Genomic DNA, 22,286 nt, shown 5'->3' with positions numbered 1-22,286 from the left:
CGAGCCATGAAGGAGAGCAGAAGAGAAAAGCAGCCGGATATCTGGTCCGCGGAAGGTCGTCGCCGTCGCGCTGCGGTGTTTGATACTATTGTGGATGACTACGAGCGGCACCGGCCGGGGTATCCGCTCGAAATGTTTCAGACGCTGCAGGCGCTTGTGGCACCGGCAGCTCGCGTACTGGAGATCGGCGCGGGAACGGGAAAAGCCACCACCGGGCTGGCCGCCTGCGGGTTCCGGCTGGTATGTCTCGAGCCCGGTGCCAACCTCGCCGCCGCTTTGCGCCGCAACACCGCTGGGTTTGGCAATGTGGAGGTTCTCAACGTCAGCTTCGAGGCGTGGCCCGCGGAACCGGGCGGATTTGACGCCGTTACCGCAGCGCAGTCGTTCCACTGGACCGATCCCGCCACGAGACTTCAACGGGCAGCCCTGGCGCTGAAGCCGGGCGGCGTTCTGGCGCCCTTCTGGAACTCGCCGGCCAATGATCCGTCGCCTTTGGAGGATGAGATCCAGCAGGTCTACCGCCGCGTGACGCCCGAACTTGCGGCACGGTTCGAGCGCCGGCCGGTCGTTAGCGAGCACGAGCGATGGCAGAGCGAGTTCAACGCCACTGGGCTGTTTGAGAGCGTTGAGGTCCGTGGCTTTCCATGGAGCAAGACCTTCGCCACCGAAGAGTATCTGGCGCTGATCGGTACCTACTCGGAAAACGCCACGCTGCCCCAGTCGACCCGTCGCGAACTGTTCGACGGCCTGCGCAGCGTCATTGATGCTGCGGGAGGCAAGATCACGCGTGACTACGTCTGCAGGCTGCACATCGGCCGAATCGCGCGCAGCCGATCAGCCGACCGGTAGCAGCCGCTCGACTCCACCCATCCAGGGGCGCAGTACCGGGCAATTCGGGCTCCCGGAAACCCTCGCCCCGGAAGCCCGACGGCCCTCACTTCTCCGGCGCCGTTTCCCCTAACTCCCGGAACCACTTTCGGTAATACCGCCGACCCAGCACCATCGCATGCGTAAGCGGCACTTCCCGGTTGAGGTAGACATGATTATGGGGATCCGGTTGGTTGGGCGCCAGATAAAGCTGCCAGTTTCTAGCCGGGGTATGAAGACCCACAACAGCCAGCAGAGCATCCGACAGTTTTGTTTCGGCGTCATCTTCGCCGGCGGCGGATCCGCGTCGAGATGAAATTTCTTGTCTCGCAGGTATACGCGGTAGGCGTCCGGCCGCATCAGCACTGCTTCGAGCTCCGGCACCAGATTCGCCTCGTTGGCCCCGCCGAACTGGCTGCTTTCTGGGGCACCGGGCACGCCCGGACCGACGAACATCATGTTCTCCCACAGCAGCAAGCCGGCCATCGGCTGGTGTGCAAGCCGCCATGCCCGCAGCAAGAGCACCATGGAGGAAATCAGCATCGGATCTTTCAGTGGATGGTCGAACTGCATCTGCGCCCGGTAGTAGCGAAGCGCCTCAAGCCGGAAGAGCGCCGTCGGCGCTGGGTTCTTCGCGCGAACCTGGAGCACAAGTGCCGGCTCATCCGCCGTCCGGCGGTCGGGATCGGCCTGGTAGAGTCCGACCCATGCCGCCAGGTCGTACGGATTCCGAACGGTTGCGGCAGCGAACGCGTGCGCCACCACCGCCCGGCCACGGGTGGAGCACCGTCGGAGCGGGAACGCTTTGTCCGGCCTCCGAGTGCGCATGCCTCCCCGAAAGGCCGAACGGCCTCAATACACCGGCACCTTTGCCCCGAGCTCCTGCAGCCACTTTCCATAATAGCGCCGGTCCAGAACCATCTGATGCGTCAGCGGAGCCTCCCTGGATAGGAATACTACGTGGTGGTGTCCAGGCTGATGCGGCGCCAGATAATACACGTAGTGCTTCGCTGGCGGAATCCACCACCGCAGCAGGCAGCAGAGCATCGTCCAGTTTCCCCGCGGCGTCATCTTTGCCGGCGGCGGATCGGCATCCAGCGCGAACTTCTTGGCGCGCACGTACGCGCGGTATGCGTCGGCCCCCATGAGTTCCGAGGATAACTCTTGCAGGAGGTTGGTCTGCAGCTTCCCAAACACGGCGTCATATTGCGGGACGAGGTCGAATGGCCCGAAGAACTGAATATTCTCGAGCAGCATGAACCCCGCCATGGGCTCTCTTGCGAGCCGCCATGACCGCAGAAAGAGCCGGGCGGCCGCCGCCAGCTCTAGCTTGTGCTTCGGATCGTCGGTGTGGGCCTGCGCCCGGTAGTAGCGCAGGGCGGCCAGCCGGAATACCGCCGTCGCGTCTGGTGCTCTGGCCTTCACCTGCGCCACAAGTTCGGGTTCGTCCGCCGCCCAGCGATCTGGATTTGCCTGGTAGAGGCCAACCCATCCTGCGAGATCGTTTGGATTGCGAGCGACATCCGCTGCGAACGCGGCGGCGGCCGCCGGCCACGGCCCGGGCTGTTGAAGATCATTCGATGCCGCTTTGAGGGCCGGGAGTTCGAAGAAGCGCAGCGGCTTGGATACGACGGTGCCGATGATATTCGGCAGGGAGTTCTTGACCTGCGGCGCCAGGCGCGTGCCGGCCTTGCCGGGACGCGCCATTACCGCGGCAGCGAGGACTGCCAGGAAGACGGCGGTGATATCAGTCATTGGACGACGCCTCCTGAAGCACGCCACCCGCGCAAAAGACCCCGCTCCAGGCCACGTCGGAGTTGTAACCGTGTGCGTCCCACAGGCTGCACGTGCCATACAAGTCCGAGTATATCGGCGCTGTGAAGACATACACCGTAGCGTATGGCTCTACTGACACCGATATTGACTGGGTGAGGGAAGCCGTAATTTGGCTCCCACATGTGATGCTGTCGTTTATCTTGAACTGAAGGTACGCCGCGGGGTCGCCGATCTGTGTTACGAATTCGGTCCCAACTGTCCCGCTCTCAGTCATTGTGGCTGACTGGCTAATCGTGACGGTGTAGGTCTGCGTCAGCGACGTATTATTCGTTGACTCACCCACGATTGTCCAGCCGGGGTGATTTGTGTTAGTCGGATTCGGCGCCGGATAATCGACCTGGCTCGTCTTCACCCAATCCTCGTACTTATCGTGGAAGTGCATCATATAGTTGTTCTTGCACTGGGCGCCGTCTGAGGGATCAACGAGCGCGAGGATGATCTGGTCCTCGCCGCCCTTTGTGGTGTCGACATAGGTCTCGTCAATGCCTCCGGGATTCGCGCCACCGCCGAAGGTTCCGTCGGCATTGTCACCGTTTGTGCTCTCCGTCCACGCGTAGGTGCTATTCGTGTGCCAGGCGCCCCAAGGGTTGGCGAAATAGTTATCGTATTGGAACCCGTCCTGAGAATCGACCATGTTGCAGTCCAGCGAACCGTCGGCATTCCTCAGATCCATCACCCGCGTTGGCGCGCCGTTTACAACCACCCTGTGGTAGGTGGGGTCGTTCGTTGAGCTGATGGTTACCCCGCGTGTGTCGATGTAGACGCTAAATGACCAGCTGACCTCTGCGAGGGCATACCCGGTGTCGCTCACATCAGCCGTGGTGGTTACCGTGATTGCCGGCAGCGTTATTGTTCCACCCCCGCCCTGCCGCTGAATAAGGTGGATCCCCTCGGATAGTTCGCCCGGGTTCTGCGCCACTTCTGTGTCGCTCAGGCCGTCGTCTGCGGTGGCGGCCAGGGTGGCGCCGATGCCGGAAGCGAATGAGTAGCCATGCTCCGCTACGTAAACCGGTGAGGGTGGGTTGACGCCCGGTGAGCCATCGGCATTCACCCAGCTGAGTGTGGGAGTTACCTGAATCGTCTCAACAAGCTTTACGTTCGTGTAGCCACTGCCGCCCATCTGTACGTCCGAATTCGGCAGCGTGTTTGTGCCGGTGTGCGTTACGCCGTACCTGGTTGTGGACCAGGCAAGCGCCTTTACGTAGGTGTTACTGATCTTCCAGTAGGGGCCGCCCTGCGCTCGTGCAACGGTAGCAGCACCGAGCGTGAGAACCGCCATGGCCAGCGTGAGCGAGGTCGGACAAAGGGCGCTGCCCGCTTTATGGTTCGACGCGCAACTCAGACGCGAAATGCGCTCAGCGCGAACGCGCGGTGGGTGAGGGTAGTATCGCAGTTCTGTTTTGCAGTCATAACCGGGTCTCGCGGGATTTCAGGTTCCTCCTTTGGAACTCTCCGACGTCGGTATAGCAGCGCCCTCAAGGCCGCGCCTGTCCATCCAAAAGCGACACAACGGCGTTAGGGTTCTTTGCTCCTTACTACGTTACCGTCGCGGGCTTGTATTGTCAAGCGACACAAATTGAAGTGTTGAATGCAAGCAATTTACAAGTTTCGTACCGCTTACCATCCACGGATAGCCCGGCGGTTAGGCCCAGCGAGGCGGCGGGTAAGGGGATCGCGGGCAAGGCGACCCGTGGCGGAGCATTCGCACCTGCACCCGATCGCATCAGCGCGCTCGAAGCGGCCACGGCACCGCACACTCAAGAACCTCAGCCGTTCACCTGGATGGCAAGCGTGAGCAGCATAGTGGCCAGGATAGAACATCACCAAGCGATTTATGATACGTGCGATAGGTTGTACACTCGGCGCGCACCTGACTGCCGGTCTGCGTCCCTACGGCGAAGAATGGCGATAGCAGGCAGCAGGCGGGTTCAACCGCGCCTCATCACTCTGCATGATTTCGGCAGCTCGGTAAGCCGAATCGCGCTCATGCTATACTTTGCTTATGAGGTGATCGACAGGGTTTTTGAAATTGATTTGGCGCCCGAGACCGTGGCTGTTCTCAGCGCCGAAGCGGAAAAAAAGGGGATCTCCATCCAGGAGCTTGCGCGCGCGATTCTCGAAGTGAGCCTGGCGGTCCCTCGTATCCGTGACCTCGCACCGGATGAGGAAGAGCGGCTGCTTGATGAGCTTGCTGCGATAGGCGCAGGACTGCCGCCAGTGCCGCTGTCGGAAACCTATTCCCGAGATACGATCTGCGCGGAGCACGATTAGCGCTGTGGCGCCTCGGTACAAATATCCTGCTCAGGACAGTGGGGACCACCGTCGGGGATCACATAACCATCCGGACCGCCGTGCGGGACTTGCGAAACGACGGGCAGAACCTTACCTACCTGTCGCAAAATCTCATCGAGTTCTGGAACGTATGCACACGCTCGGTCTCAGTTCGAGGCGGCTTCGGTTTCCCTGTGGCTGAAGCAGACCGAGGGTTGAAGCTCCTTGAGCGACTTTTCACACTTCTTCCGGATAGCCCGGCCACACATACACAGTGGCGCCGCGTTGTAGTGGCACACGGAGTTCAGGGAGTTCATGTGCACGATGCTCGCCGGGTTGCGGCGATGTACGTTTACGGCATTACCCATGTCCTGACGCCGAACCCGGTCGACTTCCAACGCTATCCAAATGTCACCAGCGTTCACCCCGGTGAGGTTTAGAGGGCTGATGAAAAAAGGCGCCATAGTCTGCCCTCAGTTCATGGACCAGCGCTGACGCGCCGTTCCACTCGCCTCGCCCTTGCTGTATTGGTCGCAACCGGTCGCTTCGCGCCCGGTTGCGACCTTTTGTACCGGATTCGCTTATCCGCTAAGCGTTCGCCCCGGGGCCTAATCGGAAGCCGACCCTTTTCCATTACACTCTTAGAAGCCGGACAATAACGCGAAACGGTGCCGCCCGAGGTTCTCTAATGTGACCTACCGGAACAAGTTTGAGACTCGCGCCGGCGCTTCCCAGTTTCGTGCCGTCCTGATCGCGCTCCTCTCCCATGATGCTGCAATCGCGCCATGATCGAAGCAAGTGCGGTCATCCCAGGCGATGTGTACCTTGGCGCCGAGGGCAGCGATCTCGGAACGGTTTTCGACACGATGCCCGAGCAGTTCGGCCAGGCGCGTCCCGGCTATCCTTCGGACCTGTTCGATTCGCTCTGCTCGCAGCTGCCGGCGGCTGCGCAAGTTCTGGAGATCGGCCCGGAAACCGGCAAGGCAACCGCCGAGCTGGCGGCGAGAGACCTCCATATCACGGCCATCTAGCCGGGCGCCAACCTCGTGGCGTTCCTGCGTCGGAAATTCATCGGCGCAGCAAATGGCAGGTTATCCACACAAGCTTTGAAGATGGGCCGGTGGAACAGCGCGCGTTCGAGCTGGTTACGATTGCACAAGCGTTTCACTGGATAGATCGGGGGCTACGCTACACCTGCAGCGCTGTGGCGCTCAAGCCGGGTGACCTGCTGGCGCCATTCTGGTATCTCCCGGATGAGGCCGAGTCCGCGCTCGAAGCTGAGATCGCGCCTGCCTATACTCGGACCGCGCCGGAGATGCCACGCCGGTCGCGTAGCCAAACGGTCGAGGAGCGGCACGGTGCCTCGCGCGCAGAGATCGAAGGGAGCGGCACATTTCACCTGGTCAAGGTGCAGCGGTTTCCGCGGCAGCGAACGTTGACGACCACAGAGTATCTGTCGCTCCTTGGAACCTACTCCGACCATGTGGTTCTCGATCCGGACGCGCGCCAACTGCTCTTCGAAGGAATTCGCGCGCCGCGTGACGGCGATGGCGGCGCCATTACCCGGCGCTGCGCCTGCATCCTGTTTATGGTCCGGGCGCTGTAGACCGGTCGGTTTTGCACCGCATTGATCCCTCGCCGGCCGCCCTCGATGAACCGCCGCAAGGCCCGTCGGGCCGGGCGAGGCAGCCGGTTGGGAATCAAGCGGCACGTTACGCGATGTGGTAGAATGGATTGAAGAGGCACCGTCACAAACCGGCGCAGAAAGGTGTGTACCGACCATGATCGCCGTTAGCAAGCGGGCGGGCGGTTCGTCTCTCTCTCTCTCTCTCTCTCTCTCTCTGAGTCCGCCCGCCGTTTCAGGCGATTCGGTCCAGCCCTTTCCGTTGCAGCCCTCCTTGTCGGCTTGACGACGGTGGCGCGCACCTCCAGCGCGCAAACGCGCGGCGCGGCTCCAACGCTCGTCTCCTCTGGCTGGTGCCGGCTCGCGGACCTCCCGCCCGCTTTTCCCGGCGCAGGCAACTTTGGCGCCGCACCAATAGCGACGGCGTCCGACGGCGGCAGCACGTCCAGCGGCTCGGCGGCGCCGCAGTCCTTCAGCCCGGTGACAAACATCCTCTCCCCCGCGCCAACCGAAACCATCAGTATCGTCGGCGACCTCGGCGGTAACGCCGGCGCGCCGCCAGACACCGAGGGCGCTGTTGGGAAGAGCTACATCCTCACGGGCTCAAACTATATGGTTGTGGTGACCGACCGCGCCGGCAATCTGACCTATGACGCAAACCTTTTGTCATTCTGGGAGAGCGTCACAGGAGACTCTTTCGACAAAGTGACGGACCCGCACTTCCTGTATGACCCCTACTCGGACCGGTACATTGCTACCGCGATAGCGAATTGGAACACGGCGAACGCCATGGTCCTAATCGCTGCGACACAAGGCGACGACCCGGCGCAGTTCTGGAACGGCTGGGCATTCCGCGACGACGCAAGTGGCCAGACCTGGTACGACTATCCCAGCACAGGCTTCAACACCTCGTGGGTCGCGATCGGCCTGAATGCCGTCCCGGTGGGGAGTAGCACTTTCAGCAAATCGGTCGTGTGGGTCTTCGAGAAAAGCAGCCTCTACGCGGTGCCTCGAGACGGAGCGCTGGCGGCGCAGGCGTTCAACGTCACGCCCACGACCGTTGGCAGCCCAACGCCCGCCGTGACGTACAGCAGCTCCCAGCCAGATCTCTATATTGCGGCCAATACGGCTGCGCCCACAAATCGTCAAGACGACCAGGTGCAACTGTACAGGGTAACCGGCTCCGGGGGCGGCGCGGCTCTGGACTATGTTGCAAGCCCCACAACGTCATCGTTCGCCGACTGGTCCGGCAACCACTTGCCGCAGAGCGGTGGCAACGACATTGCCATCTTCGACGACCGTGTGAACTCGTGCTGCTTCCGAAACGGCTCGATCTGGCTGGCGCAATCGGTGGGTGAGCCGGCCGCCTCGCCGACGCAGGCTGGCGTGCAATGGTGGCAGCTCAGCACTTCGGGCACCGTACAGCAGACCGGCATTCTGCAGGATCCCAACGGCGTTGTCTCCTATGCGTACGGCGGTATCGCCGCCAATGTCAATAACGATGTGCTGCTCGGATACTCCAGCTTCTCGGTGGATCAGTTTCCGAGCGCCGATTATGCTTTTCGGGCCGGTGGTGACGCGATTGACGCCTTCAGACTGGACCGGCTCTTTGAAGGCGGCAGGATCAACTATAACGTGCCCGACAGCGAGGTGCCGCCTCTGAACCGATGGGGCGATTTCACTACGTCCGTTGTCGACCCGGTGAACGATTCCGACATGTGGACGATCCAGGAGTACTCCTTCTACCCGTCGACCATGCCGTGGGCCGTAACGTGGGCGAAGGTAGTCATCGACGGTGCGTATCCCGCATCTGGGCTTGCGCAGGGTGCGCCGGACGTGTTCTATGGAACTGCCGTCAACGGCGGAAGTTACACTGGCGGCGCGGTCTACTCGATTACGAGCCCCGGAGGCGTATACACACAAATACACGCGTTCAGTGGTCCGGACGGCGAGGATCCGTACGGAACGCCGCTCCTCATCGGTAACTATCTATATGGAACCGCGGTCAACGGTGGCGCGTCGGGCCACGGGGATGTGTGGCGGATCGACCTGACGAACCAGAATCCAGCGACGAACCTGACTGTCCTCCACTCCTTCGACGGCGCGGACGGGGCGATGCCGTACTGCGCGCTGGCGCAGGACAGCGGCGGGGTGCTATATGGCACAACCTATGCCGGAGGCACCGATGGCATGGGCACCGCGTTCAAGATCGACCAAGACGGAACCAACTTCATCACCATCCATAACTTCAGTGGTTATAACCACTCATTCCCGGCGAACAGCGAGCCAGCGAACTGCTACGCCGGGTTTCTGATAGACAGCTCGAACAACCTGTGGGGCGCCAGCTTCTCTGGCGGCGGAAACGACGCGGGCGAACTGTTCGAGATGAACACCGCCGGCACCATCACCAGCAAGCTCCACTCGTTCGGCGGCGCCGACGGCGCCAATCCCTACGCGCCGTTAATTATGTCGGGCAGTACGCTCTATGGCGTGACGGATTCCGGGGGCTCGAGCGGCAAAGGCGTGCTGTTCGCGGTCACTACAGCCGGGACCTACGCGCCGTTGCATACGTTTACCGGGTACCTCGGCCCGAACAATCCCGCAAGCGACGGCGACAAGCCTCTCGCGGGCCTGTTGCTTTCCGATGGCACTCTGTACGGCGAGACCTACCAGGGCGGCTACGACAACCTCGGCGCCATCTTCTCGTTCGACCTCTCGAACTCCGTCTACTCGCAGATTCACTCGTTCTCGGGCTACGACGCGATCAACCCGGGCGCCGGCGACGGGTCGTCGCCTTATGCCACGCTTGTGGCGGACTCCAACGGCCTGCTGTTTGGGACCACCGCCGCTGGAGGCGGCTACGGCAGCGGCGTGGTCTACTCCATCACAAACACCGGCTCCGTAATTAACTACCTCTATTCGTTCTCGTACTAATGCGGCGCGGTCCGCGCGCGCCCGAGGGGTTCTCATGGCTTCACCGCGATTTTATTTCGGACTCGGCTCGCGATTAGCGGTGCTTGTGCTGGCGTCCGCCGCCGCCATAGGGTCCGTTTGCGGTTGTGGCGGGAATGGCGGTGCCAGCGCGGCAGCGCCGAGTGCGGCCGTTAGCTCGGCGCCGCGCGGGGCCGGTGGCCTCGAATTCACCGGTACGGCGAACCACGGTCTGTATGTGCGGGGTGCGCCGATCGTGCTCACGTATTCGATCACCGACGTAAGCGTAGATCAGGCCGCCGTATCGACAACCGACACTTGGTTCCACGCCGACGCAGTCAGTGGCTCGCAAACCGTTGATCTCATCCCCGGACCTAGCGGGCCTGGCGGGGCACTTGGGCCCGGCTTCGAGGTTGAGCGCTTTCCGCTCTTCGTTTCCGAAACTGCGTCGTATCAGGAGACGGCACCGGCGCTCCCGCCGGGAAAGTGGCAAATAACCTGCTGGCTGGCTGGCTCGATCGGCGGCATTGCCGATGCCTCTCAGCCGCCCTACCAATACGCAGCCAATCCTGTCACGATAACCGTGCTGAGGTAGCGCGTCAGCGCTTGACGGCTGCCCGCGGCAGCGGCGTACTCCGGCGGCGGATACGACGCCGGTCTGGTATTCAGCGTCGGCCGTGGCTGCGCCCGACACTGGCGCCTGTCTTCGTTCAGGGCCCGGCGGCGAACGCTGCCCGGAGTGCCTGCCGGAGCGGGTGGACATAACCGTGGACGCCGTGGACAGCGAAACCGAAGACGGTGCGCGGCGGTGTGCCGGGGCTCCATCCTCCGCGCCGGCAGCGCTCCGGCAATCGTCTGCAGGTTCCACTTCGGATACCAAGACCTCCGACTCCATGCCCCCAAGCGTAGCAAGACAATGAAGAGATACCATGTCGCGGCGGCCCTCCGTGCGGTCGTGTTCCTCGGTTCTGCCTGCGGCTGGAACGGCGGCGGTTCGGGATCTGGCTCGACAGCAAGCCGCAACACGGTGCGTACCAGTAACTCTGCCAGATAGAAGCTGAACTCGTCCGAGGATTCTGGCTTTTACCTGGCTGCGGTGCACGTCGCCGCCAGGCACCGTTCGCAGCGGGGTCCGCCCGAGTTAAGCCGGAATCGTCGGACTGGCGGACCCGTCTGACAGGTCTGGCGTGAATGGAGTGAACCGTTTCGACGCCGTGGGACTGGGTGCCCGGCTGGCTCTAACGGGCGCACACTCCTCCCGGCTGGACCGCAACCCGGCGAGCTCTTTGTTGGCCGTACCCAGGTCGAATCCAACTGCCGAGCTGCGCTGCCTGTGCTTCCCAGGGCTCGAGGCTCAATCGGCCGCGATGCTCTCCGCACCACCCATCCAAGGGCGCAGAACGCGCGGTATCCGCACGCTGCCATCACCCTCCTGGTAGTTCTCCAGAACGGAGATAAGAGTGCGGGGGAGCGCAAGACCCGATCCATTAAGTGTGTGGACCAGCGCCGGCTTGCCGCCCGGTTCGGGCCTGTAGCGCAGATTCGTGCGTCGCGCCTGATAGTCGCGGAAGTTCGAGCAGGACGAGACCTCCAGCCACTCACCACCGGAATCACCGCAGGCAGGTGACCACAGCTCTACATCCTGCTTGGCTGCGGATACAAACGAGAGATCACCCGTGCACATCTGCACCACGCGGTGCGGAATCTCCAGCGCGGCGCACACGGCCTCGGCGCAGCCAATCAGCGAGAGCAGCTCCGCGTCTGACTGAGATGGCTCTACCAGCTTTACCATCTCCACCTTGTCAAACTGGTGACCGCGTTTGATACCACGCACATCGCGCCCAGCGCTCATACGCTCACGGCGAAAGCACGGTGTATAGGCAACATACCGCCTGGGAAGATCACTGCGATCCAGAATCTCATCCCGGTGCAGGTTCGTCAACGGAACCTCCGCCGTGGGGATCAGCCAGAAGTCTTCCTCCGCGTCGTGATACAGGTTTTCAGCAAACTTCGGCAGGTTGCCGGTACCCACCAGACACTCCTGCTTCACCATGTAGGGCGGATAAACTTCGGTGTAGCCATGCTGGCGGATGTGAAGATCCAGCATGAACGAAATCAGCGCACGCTGCAGCGCGGCGCCGGCGCCGGTAAGCACGTAGAACCGGGCGCCGCTGACCTTCACGCCGCGCGGAATATCCAGAATCCCCAGCTGCTCCCCGATCTCCCAGTGTGGGCGCGGCTCAAAATCGAACGTGCGCGGTTCGCCCACCGTTCGAAGCACTACATTCGCGCTTTCGTCTGCTCCATCCGGCACCTGCGCGTCGGGTAGATTTGGTATTCCCAGCAGAAGCCGGTTCAACTCGTCCTCGGCCGTGCTGCGCTGCCCATCCAGACGGGCGATCTCGTCGCCCAGCGCTCGCAGATTGCCACGAGCGCTTTCGCGCTCAGCAGGCGTTGCCCTGGCCATTGCCTTCGACAGGCTGTTCAATTCCGCTTTGCGCGTCTCAGCCGCCGTCTTCAGTTCACGGATCGCCTCGTCAGCATCGCGAACGCGGTCCACAACGGCCGTCTCCTCGCCAAGACGCGCCAATCCCTCACGCACACGTTCGGGTTCTTCTCGAAACAGCCGGATATCAAGCATATAGCAACCTCCCGGCGCAATTCTACCCGGCCGCCCTCGCGGCTGGGCAGGTCAGTGCATCTCAGTGCTGCACGTGCCGATTGCGGGCCGGTAGAAGTTGAACTGTACGTTGGGATGGTCGGAGAGCAGTGACATCGGCACCGAGGTATCGGCGATGCGCTGCGAAATCATCAAGGTCGTCAGCCGTATGCCGAATGGATTGTCGTGATGCCCCGGATGCCAGATCGACACCTTCTCGGCCCGCCAGGTCTGTTTCGGTCCCACGCTGATGGCGTGCTTTGGCACCAACGGCAGGTTGCCGGCGCCGGATGTGCGCGCATTCTGAACCAGGGTCAGCGGATGCAGCTCCACAATGCGGGTGCCGAACGTGCGATAGACCTCGGGCGGCGGCGGTTCATCCTGCCAAGGCGGTTCCCGCCGAGCCGGATCGTTGAACGCCCAGTGCTTCACTTCGCCCTGACCGCCCTGCATAACGGCGCAGCGGACGCCCTCCCAGCTCGCTTCGTAGGCCGCGGCATCGGCAGCGGGAAAGTGCAGGTTGTCGGCCGGCATTGCCAGGCGTGGTTCGATGCGATTGAAGCAAAGCTCCTTGTCGGCGCGGGCAAAAGAAAGCGGATGCGTCTCGGGCGCCTCGGTTCCGTTGACCAGCCACTCGTCCATGCCCCAGAAGTGCGCGTTACGCAGGTCGATCTCAAGCGCGTTTACCAACTGCGCCACCAGCGGCAGCTGCTCCGTCGGGCCTATCGGACCGCAGATGCCCACGGGCTGGTCGGCGGTGGCTTGGCGCCACGAAGAGATGTACTCCAACGCCTCGGCCAGATAGAACTCTGAAAGATCGTCGTACATCACCACTCGGAAGCCGCCGCGATCCAGCCCGGCGATGTCCTCCGCCGTCAGCCTGGCGGCATCCTCCAGCAGCTCGGAGTCCAGCGTCGTGTAGTCCCACCAGTCGGGCGCTACCTTGCTCAATGGGCGCGTCAAAGCTTCACCTCTCCATTCTCCACGGCTACGGCTCGCGGCATCATCAGCTCCAATAGTTGATCATCCTGGCGGTGTGGATGGCCGCGATGCTGGCAAAATGCCTCCGCCGCGCCGGCTCCCATCTGCCGCCCACGCACGCCGGCCCAGGTTCGCATCGCCTCTACGTAGGCGTCCAGACCGTGCTGCCGCCGGAGCCACTCGCTCTGGCTGGCGTGGCAGCTCAGCGCCGCGGCCTTACCATCGAGTTCGGCTGTGATATCTACCAGTGTCGTAATGCGCGCCGGGTCGCCAAACAGGTTGCGGCCCTCGATGGCGTCGGTGTAGTAGAGCGCCGGCAGCGCCTCCAGAACCGCCTCGCCAGCCTCCGTTTCGTAGTTCCGGACGGTGGCATTGAAACACGCGTCACGCACCAGGCTTGAAGTGATTTCGTGGTCCAACATATAGTCCTGCGGCGGCGTGGTGATCACCATATGCGGCTGAATGCGCCGCAGCAATCCGGCGACCTTTTTGCGTGCCGGATTATCGAAACAGATTTCCAGGTCGGCAAACTCCAGGCACTCACAGCTCGCCGCGCCGATTGATTTCGCCGCGTCCGCGGCCTCGCCACGCCGCACAGCGGCAATCTCTTCGCGTGACAGCTCATTGGAACCCTTGTCTCCTGGCGTCATCGTGGCGATATGGATCTGGTGGCCAAGCCCCACAAGCCGGATCAGTGTGCCGGCACATAGAATCTCCACATCGTCCGGGTGCGGCATTACAGCGAGTACGCGCAGACTCATAACCAGGTAATCTCCGCCGGCCCTGCAAAACGATGCATTTACCCCCGCAGATTTCTACCGCAGACCCGCTCCATCCTTGTTGGGGACGCGGCTTTCGGCCGGCAACCCGACGACCTTCCGAAACGCTGCGCAGACGTTTAATGCCGACAACCAGAACACGGCCGAAACGTTTGACGGCAGCGGCAATCCGACCACCTATTCCGGAGCCACGTTGAGCTTCGACCCCGAAAGCCGGATGACCGCGTACGGCACGGCGCTCACGGCCGGCTATACGATTGATGGCCTGCGAGCGTGGAAGACCAACTCCTCCGGAACCACGTACTTTCTCTACGACGGCATAACGCCGATCTGCGAAATCGACAGTACCGGTGCGGTCAGCGCGGTAAACACCTTCGGCCCCACCGGTCTGCTCTCGCGCCATGCAGGCACTTCAAGTATCTTCTACGCCTTCGATCCGCAGGGCAACCCGGCCGAAGACGTCAACTCCAGCGATTCCGTTCTCGCCTCGTTCGACTTCGACGCCTTCGCCGCCCGCTCCATCTCCGGTACGGCAACCGATCCGTACTCGGGCTTTGGCTCACAATATGGGTACTATAGCGACACAGAAACCGGCCTGCAGCTGCTGGGTTACCGGTACTACGATCCGGTACAGGGAAGGTTCGTAAACCGGGATCCCATCGGCATGGCCGGCGGGACGATCGTTTATGGTTACGTGGGGAATGACGCGGCTCGGTGGGTGCAGCAACTATGCCTCGTGCTGACCAGGTCCGAGCTCGGCACGATAGAGCGTAAGCTTGGCAAAGCCGAGGAGGCACCAAATCCTTGTGTAACGACGCCAGGCGTGAAATGCGCGCCGAAAGTCTGGTCACGATGGCTTGCGGCGGGCAGCGGGCGCCGGCGCTCATCCGTTTGAACCGCGCGGCACGCTCCGCCGAGACGCGCGTCTCCCGGTGACGCTGACAGCTCTCCTGCAGCGTTGGGAGCCCGGACGTCAGGCGTTTGCCTCGTGGCTCCTCCTCCTACCTCACGAGTGATGGCTCTTCTCTTCCGTCACTTCCGACACGGGATGCTACCGCCGACACCTACCTGCGGTGGATGCCTGTAGCTTCGCAAAACTCACGATAACCGACTTCCGCCACCGCCCCGACTGGCGATACCGCTTTGCATGGAGTCATGCTGCCGGCGCCGACTCATCGAGTGCCCCGTGATTCGTTTTTAAAGGCCCGCAAGCCTTCCGGATCTTCGGTCAGGTTCTACCGTGAGGCGGCTGTCCTACGTCGGTCAGGTTTTCGATGAGCCCACGCCTGCACTTGAGCCCTGCGACGATTTGCCTGTACAATGCGCCATGCAGGCGGCGTAAGGAGGCAGTTTCCATGGAACAGATTGGCATAGGCGTGGTGGGCATCGGCTGGGTCTCCAGCGAGCACATCCGTTCGTACCGCAAAAACTCCAACTGCCGGGTGGTGGCGCTTTGCAGCCGCTCGCGTGAGCGCGCTCAGGCACAGGCAGCCGATACCGGCCTCGGAGAGGTGCAGATCTACGAGCGACTGGAGGAGATACTGGCCGACCCCGCGATTTCCGCGATCTCCATCTGCACACGGCCCGATACACATCCGGAGGTTGCCATAGCGGCCGCCCGAGCGGGCAAGCACCTGTTGATTGAAAAGGCGGCGGCCAACGATCCGGCATCACTGGGCAAAATGCTCCAGGCCGTGCAAGAGGCCGGTGTAAAGACGGTGGTCAGCTTCGTTCTTCGCTGGAACCCGCAGTTCCAGTGGATCCGCGCGATGCTGGATAAAGAGGCTATCGGACCGATCTACTATGCCGAAACCGATTACTGGCATCACATTGGCCCACAGTACAGCCAGTACCGATGGAACGTTACGCGAAAGGCCGCAGGAAGCGTTCTGCTCTCGGCCGGCTGCCACGCCGTGGACGCGATTCGCTACTTCGTGCAGAGTGATGTGGAAACGGTGAGCGCCTTCGCGAACAAGCGGAACCCGGAGTACGAGTACGATACCAACCTCGTGGGAATTCTGCGGTTCCAGTCGGGAGCGATCGGCAAGGTCTCGGCCTCCTTTGATGCGAAGTGTCCGTACCAGTTCAACATCGACCTGCTTGGCGAGGACGGGGCGATCCGAGATAACCGGATATTCGCGCAGGAGTTTTTCGCCGGGCAAAACGACTGGATCACAACACCGCTCATCACTCCGAGCAGCGGCGATGTGTCGCACCACCCCTTCGACGGTGAGATCAACCACTTTATCGACTGCATACGCAGCAACAGCGAATCCCACGTGAACCTGGCGGATGCCGTGAAAACGCACGCGATCTGCTTCGCTCTGGATCGCAGCGCCTCCGAGCAGCGCACGGTAACGGTGGCCGAGATAGACCGCGAAATCTATGGCGCGTAGCCGCGGCCCGCGCATAAGCCGCCGCGGGCTTTTAGCGGGCGGCGCTGCGGCGATAGTGGCGCCGGCAATGCACACCGAACCCCCACAACCGCTCGAACTCTGGTACCGTCAGCCGGCCGAAGTTCCTCCTGCCGGCGCCGCGAACGAGTGGCAAAATGGGTCTGGTTGGCTGCACGCATTGCCGGTCGGAAATGGCAGTCTTGGCGCCATGGTATATGGTGGCGTTGTAGACGAGCGCTGCCAGCTCAACGAACAGAGCCTGTGGTCGGGTGAGCGGCAGGATTCGGACGATGCGGCAGCATTCAGCCACCTGTCGGAGATTCGCGCTCTGCTGTTCGCTGGAAGGTATGTGGATGCTCTCAACGTCACGGCAAAGCGATTTGTATGCCGTGGCCCAGGTTCATCCAGCGGTAACGGCGCCGCAGCTCAATATGGCTCTTACGAAACGCTGGGTGATCTGCTCATCACGTCGCCCGGTCATGAGCGGTTTACCAACTACCGGCGATCGCTCAACCTCGACTCCGCAATTGCCTCGGTTCAGTACACCGTGGAGGGCGTCCGATGGCGCCGGCAGACGTTTGCCAGTGCGCCGGCCGCGGCCATCGTCACCCAGATTACCGCTTCCACGCCCGGTGCGATCACCTGCACCGTACGGCTGTCGCGCATCGAAGCGGCTCAAACCAGCGCAACCGGCCACGGTCTGCTTCGCTCCGCCATCAGCCTGAAGGGCGGGATGAAGGCGGTCGTACTCCTGCAGGCGGTGGCGGACGGCGGATCGATCAGCGTGGAAGGAACCGGGCTGCGTATTGACGGCGCTACGGCGCTGCGGCTTATTGTTACTGCAGCTACCAATTACCGCTCGGACGCGTATGAAGAGGTCGCCGATGCCAATTTGCGGCGCGCGGCGAGCAGTTCATTCGCCGCCTTACGATCGGCGCACCTGCGGAGTCACCGGCGCCTCTTCCGCCGCGTCTCCCTCCGGCTGGGCGCCAATGGTGGAGCGGCTCAACCCACCGATGAGTGGCTGAAGACCGGGACGGCCGATCCAGCCCTTGCTGCCCTCTACTTCCAGTTTGGCCGCTACCTGCTCATCTCCAGCTCACGGCCCGGCGGACTGCCTGCAAACCTTCAGGGGCTTTGGGCGGCCACCATACAGACTCCCTGGAACGGCGACTACCATCACGACATCAACGACGAGATGAACTACTGGCCGGCCGAACCCACCAACCTGGCGGAGTGCCACAAGCCTTTCCTGCAGTACATCGATTCTCTGCGCAAGCCGGGCCGCAAAACCGCCGCTGCTTACTACGGCTCGTCCGGCTGGGTGGTGCATACCATCAGCAATGTTTGGGGATTCACCTCACCGGGCGAATGGCCATCCTGGGGCCAGTACCCTGCCGCGGCAGGTTGGCTGTGCCAGCACCTGTGGGAACACTATGAGTTCTCGCAAGATCGTGCCTATCTGCGCCGTGTATGGCCCATATTGCGCGAGTGCGCCGAGTTCTTTTTGAACACGCTCACCGAAGAGCCATCGCACAACTGGCTGGTGCTGGCGCCGTCGATTTCACCCGAGAACAGCTTTCGGACCGCCGATGGCCAGGTCGGCAGCGTTTGCTATGGGCCGACCATGGATACCGGCATCCTCCACAATCTGTTCGAGCATTGCATTCAAGCCACGCATACTCTGGGTGAGGACGCCGCCCTTAGCCGCCGTCTCCGGCATGCGCTGGACCGTCTGCCGCCGTATCAAGTTGGCCGCTTCGGTCAGCTGCAGGAGTGGATCGAGGATTTCGAGGAGCCGGAACCGGGTCATCGGCACATGTCGCACCTCTTCGCGCTGCATCCGGGCAGCCAGATCACGCCTCGTGGCACGCCGGACCTTGCGCGCGCCGCCCGGGCCTCCCTCGAACGCCGGCTTGCCCACGGTGGCGGCGCCACGGGCTGGAGTCGCGCCTGGATCGTCAACCTGTGGGCGCGCCTCGAAAACGGCAACGAAGCCTGGACGCACCTCAAAGCGCTGCTGCACGGCTCCACGCTGCCCAACATGTTCGACACCCACCCACCGTTTCAGATCGATGGAAACTTTGGGGGATGCGCCGGTATCGCCGAGATGCTTTTACAAAGCCACGCCGGCGAGATCCACCTTCTGCCGGCGCTCCCCGATGCGTGGCCCTCCGGCTCGGTACGGGGTCTGCGCGCCCGCGGCGGCTTCGAGGTGGACATCACCTGGAGCCGTAACCGCATCACGGAAGCCGCCGTCACGGCAAACGCCGACCGGGTCTGCCGCGTACGTTCAGTGCGGCGGCTGCAGCTTGCACCCTCCTCGACGGCCGTTCAACGGCCGGAGCCAAACCTACTGGTGTTCCATGCCCTCCGCGGTGTGCGGTATCTCCTCGCGCCGCCGACGTGATCAACCGACACTCAGCGAAAACACCTGGCCGCGCACGTCAACCTACTGCTTCCACAGTCGCGAGTCATCCTTGACGTGCCAGCGCTCGGTTACGCCGGGAGAGCGCTCCACCGTAACCGACGCCAGAAACCCAATCTCGGACACTTCGAGGTGGATCGGCGGCCGGATCGAAGGCCCAGACGTCGGTGCGATGTTGAGATCCGCCAGGTTCGCGGTGAATCGCCCGTGCGCGGTGCGCCATGCGTGCTCCGCAAAGTAGATCCGCATCAGCAGTTCACGCGCAGGAACGGCAGCGTCCGGCCGGAACGCTGCCGCGCCAAAGGGCGCCGTACAGAACTGCAGGTATCCCCACATCTCCGGCATGTGCATGTTGATCGCACCCTGGGGCGACCAGACCCAGTTATGCTCGGGCCGCCCGTCAATCTTCCGGTAACTGCCATCCACAACGTGGACGTCCCACTCCACGCGAGAAAAGTTGATGCGCCACTGATCACCATCCTGCGGTGGTGTGCGGCGGTGAGCGCATTCGGCGAGGGCGTGCCACGGCAGGGCCAGCTCCACGCTCCAGCCACGGTCGACGTCACCTGGCCGGTTCAACGTGCCTTGAACCTGAACGGCCGATTTCAGGCCCGCAATATCCCAGCCGGTGACCGGTGGACCGCCGTCGCGATACGGCTTTATCAGCAGCAAATCCCACACGGTATTCAGGGCGTTGATCTCAAGCTCGTAGTATTCGTGATTATCTCCGTCAGGATCGATGAACACTTCAAAGTCGTTATCGTGGAATATCACCGAATCCCGCTGCGTCAGGGTAGCCCAAACATCCGGCTCCTGAAGTTCAGCGGCAATGTACAGGTACTCATCATCCCAAAGGAGCTTGGCACGGGTGCGAAGCGCCGGCAGCGGCTTCGCCGACCCTTCAATATCCACAAAGTCCTCCGTCCAGGGCGCCGCATCCCACTCCGGCTTGTGCACATTGCCATCGATCGAAAACGCAGAGGAGGTTTTCACGCAGAGATAGTGCCTCGGCATCGGTTCAGGCGCCTTGCGCTATCGGAAAGACGCCGGGATCGCCCAGGGGTACCGACACATGCGGCAGCCCGGTATAGAATGGATTGCCCTGATAGTGGCACACCACATTCGAGCGTTCCGCTGAGGCATCCTCTTTAGCGCCCTGGTGCGGAATGTGCGAAAAGAAGAGGACCGCCTCGCCCGCCTTGGGATAGATTGTTTCCTGCTCCTGCTGGTAGCACCAGCGCTCAAACGCGGAGTGATCGCTGGTCCTGCCTTGCGTCGTGAACAACTCCGCTGGCGGCGCCGACTTGTGGCCGTTCTTTACAAATGTAAGCCGCGCAACACCGGGACCATTATCCTGAAAATAGAAGGTGGTGTTGATGCCGGTACCGCGCACGGCGTAGCGCGGCTGAAGCGGTTGATGCCAGTATCCGTAGAAATCCATGTGCCACTCCTGCAGGTACTCACCGGGATTGATATGGGCCCTCAGGCGGCGCAGCTGGCATTGGGGTCCGTAGAGCGCTTCCAGGTACGGGCGCACGGAGCGGTGCGCGATGAGCGGCCGGAATACTTCAGGGTTCTGCTCCAGCAGGTGATCGAACCACATGTTGCCGACCGCGTTCAGCCCCTCTTCCCAGCCGTTCGCTCGCGCCATATTCAGCGCCGTTCGGCATCGCTCCGTCTCATCCGCAGTAAGCGCGGCCGGAATCACGACATAGCCGTGGGTTTCAAGCGCGTCAAGACGCGCTTCCAGAGTGATCGTGTCGCTCGAGGCCGTGTCTGCGGTCATGGTAACCTCTCCGAATCGGCGGATACGGGCAATACGGCGGGGTATTGAATTAGTCGGCGCAGCATTCCTGCCGGGAAGTGATTCGCAGGTGGCAAGCCGAACTGCCATGTACGTCGTCTTCTCGGTGGGTTAACATCATCAAGTTCACAGTTTTCACAAAGCCATGGCCGCACCTCGCTCTGCCGGAGCTTGGAGCGATGGTTGCGTCACTTGGATTCAATGGCATTGAACTCCCGGTTCGGCCCGGATATCCGGTGCCACCGGATCGAGTGGCCGAACTGTCGCAGGCCGCTCGTATGCTGGCGGATTATGGGCTTACCATAGAGAGTATCGCCGGCCCAACCGATGAACGATCTTTGGCGGCCTGTTCCGAGGCTGGAGTGCCGGTGATCCGTGTCTGCCTCAATGTAGATGCGGCCGGCTACCGCGCCACGGAAGAGCGGTTGCGGCGCGAGTTCGATCAACTGGCGCCGCTGCTGTTGAAGCACGGCGTTACCCTGGGCCTGCAGAATCACAGCGGAAGGTGCATTCCCAACGCGTTAGGGCTGCTCCGATTGTGCGAACCCTACCCGCGAGAGGCTATTGCGGCCGTGTGGGACGCCGCGCACAACGCTTTGAACGGTGAGGAGCCGGAAGACGCCATCGACATCATCTGGCCATACCTGCGGATGGTGAACCTCAAGAACGCGATCTGGCGCCGGACCAACGGACCAGAGGCCGAGGTCGCCGAGTGGCAGCACTGGTTCACCGCCGGAAGGCTGGGATTGGCCTCGTGGCCGCGCGTGGCGGCAGAACTGCGGCGGCGAGAGTGGGATGGCGTGGTCTGCCTCACCGCCGAGTACTCCGACGCTGCAGCTGTGGATCGCCTCATTAGCGTGGACGTTGCCTTTGCGCACTCGCTGTTTCACGACACGCCGGCGGTTCCACATAGGCCCGCAGCGCTCTGCGTGCAAGGAGGGACGTTGGAGATCGAAGGCTTGAGGTGTCTGGTTACAGGCGGTACGCACGGGATCGGCGCCGCCACCGCGCGGCTTCTCGCGCAGCATGGGGCCAGGCTCGCAGTGGTGTCGCGCAACGCGGATGCCGAGGCGATGGATCTGCAGGCAGAGATACGGCAATCCGGCCGGCAGTGCGAGCATATCCAGATGGACCTGCAGTCCGGGGAGGGCTGTCGGTCTGCGGTATTGCAAGCCGCACAGCAACTGGGCGGGCTCGAAGCGCTGGTGCACTCGGCCGGTGGACCGGTACCAGGGTCGATTTTGGAAGTCTCCGAGGAGGCATGGCTTGGCGCGTTCGACCTGCACGTCCACGCTGTATTTCATCTCGCTCGGGCCGTTGCGCCGTATCAGAAGCGGGCCGGATATGGCGCCGACGTGCTGGTCTCATCCGCTGCCGGTTTGCGTGGTTGCGCTGGTGCAGCGGCTTACGGTGTAGTCAAGGGCACGCTGCCCCAGTTTACGCGTGTGCTCGCCCGTGACCTGGCAGAGGATAATATCCGTGTGAACTGCGTGGCGCCGGGCATTATCCGGACGCGCTTCCATCAGACCATGACGCCGGAGGCGAAAGCGCACAACCTCAACAACCGCGTGCCGCTTCATTCCGAGGGCAGTGCCGGGCAGGTGGCATCAGTGATCCGGATGCTCCTGGCCAACGACTACATTACGGGAGAAACGGTTACGATCGATGGCGGCCTTACCATGCGCATTGCCTAGGCTGTGAGGTCACCGG

General features: G+C 62.4%; 19 protein-coding genes and 1 pseudogene. 12 read left to right on the top strand and 8 right to left on the bottom strand.

Features of this window, described 5'->3' with window-relative positions:
- Window positions 1-6: 6 nt before the first annotated feature.
- Window positions 7-849 (top strand): methyltransferase domain-containing protein, encoded by an 843-nt coding sequence (locus KGJ62_01035; protein MDE2125157.1) that lies wholly within the window; start codon window positions 7-9, stop codon window positions 847-849.
- A 108-nt stretch (window positions 850-957) separates the two neighbouring features.
- On the opposite strand, the gene KGJ62_01030 is transcribed toward KGJ62_01035, so the two are convergent.
- The 3 genes from KGJ62_01030 to KGJ62_01020 form a co-directional block, all read right to left on the bottom strand.
- Window positions 958-1,629 carry a hypothetical protein gene (locus KGJ62_01030; protein MDE2125156.1) on the bottom strand — a complete coding sequence of 224 codons (672 nt, stop codon included), beginning with the start codon at window positions 1,627-1,629 and terminating at the stop codon, window positions 958-960.
- Between the two features lie 90 nt (window positions 1,630-1,719).
- Entirely contained in the window at window positions 1,720-2,622 is a 903-nt protein-coding gene (locus KGJ62_01025; GenBank protein ID MDE2125155.1) for a hypothetical protein, read from the bottom strand.
- Window positions 2,615-3,982 carry a hypothetical protein gene (locus tag KGJ62_01020; GenBank protein ID MDE2125154.1) on the bottom strand — a complete coding sequence of 456 codons (1,368 nt, stop codon included), beginning with the start codon at window positions 3,980-3,982 and terminating at the stop codon, window positions 2,615-2,617. Before KGJ62_01020 ends, KGJ62_01025 begins: the two co-directional genes overlap by 8 nt.
- 623 nt (window positions 3,983-4,605) lie before the next feature.
- Here KGJ62_01020 and KGJ62_01015 point away from each other — a divergent pair.
- The 6 genes from KGJ62_01015 to KGJ62_00990 all read left to right on the top strand — a co-directional run bounded on the left by KGJ62_01015 (window position 4,606) and on the right by KGJ62_00990 (window position 10,124).
- Entirely contained in the window at window positions 4,606-4,974 is a 369-nt protein-coding gene (locus KGJ62_01015; GenBank protein ID MDE2125153.1) for a hypothetical protein, read from the top strand.
- Window positions 4,975-4,976: 2 nt separating this feature from the next.
- A complete protein-coding gene (locus KGJ62_01010; GenBank protein MDE2125152.1) occupies window positions 4,977-5,414 on the top strand; it encodes a PIN domain nuclease in 438 nt (145 codons plus the stop codon).
- Window positions 5,415-5,759: 345 nt separating this feature from the next.
- Window positions 5,760-6,005 carry a hypothetical protein gene (locus KGJ62_01005; protein MDE2125151.1) on the top strand — a complete coding sequence of 82 codons (246 nt, stop codon included), beginning with the start codon at window positions 5,760-5,762 and terminating at the stop codon, window positions 6,003-6,005.
- Between the two features lie 89 nt (window positions 6,006-6,094).
- The gene (locus tag KGJ62_01000; GenBank protein ID MDE2125150.1) at window positions 6,095-6,580 is read left to right on the top strand and encodes a hypothetical protein; all 486 of its coding nucleotides are present in this window, start codon (window positions 6,095-6,097) and stop codon (window positions 6,578-6,580) included.
- A 300-nt stretch (window positions 6,581-6,880) separates the two neighbouring features.
- Window positions 6,881-9,532 (top strand): hypothetical protein, encoded by a 2,652-nt coding sequence (locus KGJ62_00995; GenBank protein ID MDE2125149.1) that lies wholly within the window; start codon window positions 6,881-6,883, stop codon window positions 9,530-9,532.
- A gap of 34 nt (window positions 9,533-9,566) precedes the next feature.
- The gene (locus tag KGJ62_00990) at window positions 9,567-10,124 is read left to right on the top strand and encodes a hypothetical protein (protein ID MDE2125148.1); all 558 of its coding nucleotides are present in this window, start codon (window positions 9,567-9,569) and stop codon (window positions 10,122-10,124) included.
- A gap of 759 nt (window positions 10,125-10,883) precedes the next feature.
- Here KGJ62_00990 and serS read toward each other — a convergent pair.
- The 3 genes from serS to KGJ62_00975 are packed head-to-tail and all read right to left on the bottom strand — an operon-like array spanning window position 10,884 to window position 13,906.
- A complete protein-coding gene (gene serS / locus KGJ62_00985; protein ID MDE2125147.1) occupies window positions 10,884-12,170 on the bottom strand; it encodes a serine--tRNA ligase in 1,287 nt (428 codons plus the stop codon).
- 51 nt (window positions 12,171-12,221) lie between these two features.
- Window positions 12,222-13,151, bottom strand: coding sequence for a glucosamine-6-phosphate isomerase (locus KGJ62_00980; protein MDE2125146.1), 930 nt, complete (start codon window positions 13,149-13,151; stop codon window positions 12,222-12,224).
- A complete protein-coding gene (locus KGJ62_00975; GenBank protein ID MDE2125145.1) occupies window positions 13,148-13,906 on the bottom strand; it encodes a PIG-L family deacetylase in 759 nt (252 codons plus the stop codon). The genes KGJ62_00980 and KGJ62_00975 overlap by 4 nt, the downstream gene beginning before the upstream one ends.
- Before the next feature lie 103 nt (window positions 13,907-14,009).
- On the opposite strand from KGJ62_00975, the gene KGJ62_00970 reads away from it, so the two are divergent.
- The 3 genes from KGJ62_00970 (at window position 14,010) to KGJ62_00960 (ending at window position 18,754) form a co-directional block, all read left to right on the top strand.
- Complete coding sequence (locus KGJ62_00970) at window positions 14,010-14,843, top strand: RHS repeat-associated core domain-containing protein (protein ID MDE2125144.1); 834 nt, start codon at window positions 14,010-14,012, stop codon at window positions 14,841-14,843.
- A 460-nt stretch (window positions 14,844-15,303) separates the two neighbouring features.
- Entirely contained in the window at window positions 15,304-16,344 is a 1,041-nt protein-coding gene (locus tag KGJ62_00965; GenBank protein ID MDE2125143.1) for a Gfo/Idh/MocA family oxidoreductase, read from the top strand.
- Window positions 16,345-16,411: 67 nt separating this feature from the next.
- A complete protein-coding gene (locus tag KGJ62_00960; GenBank protein ID MDE2125142.1) occupies window positions 16,412-18,754 on the top strand; it encodes a glycoside hydrolase family 95 protein in 2,343 nt (780 codons plus the stop codon).
- Between the two features lie 42 nt (window positions 18,755-18,796).
- Here KGJ62_00960 and KGJ62_00955 read toward each other — a convergent pair whose 3' ends face one another.
- The gene (locus tag KGJ62_00955; GenBank protein MDE2125141.1) at window positions 18,797-19,786 is read right to left on the bottom strand and encodes a carbohydrate-binding family 9-like protein; all 990 of its coding nucleotides are present in this window, start codon (window positions 19,784-19,786) and stop codon (window positions 18,797-18,799) included.
- Between the two features lie 4 nt (window positions 19,787-19,790).
- Window positions 19,791-20,558: a hypothetical protein gene (locus KGJ62_00950; protein ID MDE2125140.1), complete on the bottom strand. Its 768-nt coding sequence runs from the start codon at window positions 20,556-20,558 to the stop codon at window positions 19,791-19,793.
- A gap of 197 nt (window positions 20,559-20,755) precedes the next feature.
- Between KGJ62_00950 and KGJ62_00945 the strand changes: the two are divergent.
- Window positions 20,756-21,469, top strand: a pseudogene (locus KGJ62_00945) (sugar phosphate isomerase/epimerase).
- A gap of 51 nt (window positions 21,470-21,520) precedes the next feature.
- Window positions 21,521-22,270, top strand: a complete 750-nt coding sequence (locus tag KGJ62_00940; GenBank protein ID MDE2125139.1) for an SDR family oxidoreductase — start codon at window positions 21,521-21,523, stop codon at window positions 22,268-22,270.
- Window positions 22,271-22,286: the final 16 nt, after the last annotated feature.

The sequence above is a fragment of the Armatimonadota bacterium genome (genome assembly GCA_028871815.1).
Lineage (GTDB): Bacteria > Armatimonadota > Chthonomonadetes > Chthonomonadales > Chthonomonadaceae > REEB205.
The sequence above is the reverse complement of the archived record's forward strand: the minus strand, read 5'-3'. Positions and strand labels throughout refer to the sequence as shown.

What these genes read in the sequence shown, in the direction of transcription:
- KGJ62_01025 (MDE2125155.1), bottom strand. Translation starts at nt 2,622, where the DNA reads ATGACTGATATCACCGCCGTCTTCCTGGCAGTCCTCGCTGCCGCGGTA.
- KGJ62_00965 (MDE2125143.1), top strand. Translation starts at nt 15,304, where the DNA reads ATGGAACAGATTGGCATAGGCGTGGTGGGCATCGGCTGGGTCTCCAGC.
- KGJ62_00950 (MDE2125140.1), bottom strand. Translation starts at nt 20,558, where the DNA reads ATGACCGCAGACACGGCCTCGAGCGACACGATCACTCTGGAAGCGCGT.
- KGJ62_01035 (MDE2125157.1), top strand. Translation starts at nt 7, where the DNA reads ATGAAGGAGAGCAGAAGAGAAAAGCAGCCGGATATCTGGTCCGCGGAA.
- KGJ62_01015 (MDE2125153.1), top strand. Translation starts at nt 4,606, where the DNA reads ATGGCGATAGCAGGCAGCAGGCGGGTTCAACCGCGCCTCATCACTCTG.
- KGJ62_01005 (MDE2125151.1), top strand. Translation starts at nt 5,760, where the DNA reads ATGATCGAAGCAAGTGCGGTCATCCCAGGCGATGTGTACCTTGGCGCC.
- KGJ62_00990 (MDE2125148.1), top strand. Translation starts at nt 9,567, where the DNA reads ATGGCTTCACCGCGATTTTATTTCGGACTCGGCTCGCGATTAGCGGTG.
- KGJ62_00975 (MDE2125145.1), bottom strand. Translation starts at nt 13,906, where the DNA reads ATGCCGCACCCGGACGATGTGGAGATTCTATGTGCCGGCACACTGATC.
- KGJ62_01020 (MDE2125154.1), bottom strand. Translation starts at nt 3,982, where the DNA reads ATGGCGGTTCTCACGCTCGGTGCTGCTACCGTTGCACGAGCGCAGGGC.
- KGJ62_00960 (MDE2125142.1), top strand. Translation starts at nt 16,412, where the DNA reads ATGCACACCGAACCCCCACAACCGCTCGAACTCTGGTACCGTCAGCCG.
- KGJ62_00955 (MDE2125141.1), bottom strand. Translation starts at nt 19,786, where the DNA reads ATGCCGAGGCACTATCTCTGCGTGAAAACCTCCTCTGCGTTTTCGATC.
- serS (MDE2125147.1), bottom strand. Translation starts at nt 12,170, where the DNA reads ATGCTTGATATCCGGCTGTTTCGAGAAGAACCCGAACGTGTGCGTGAG.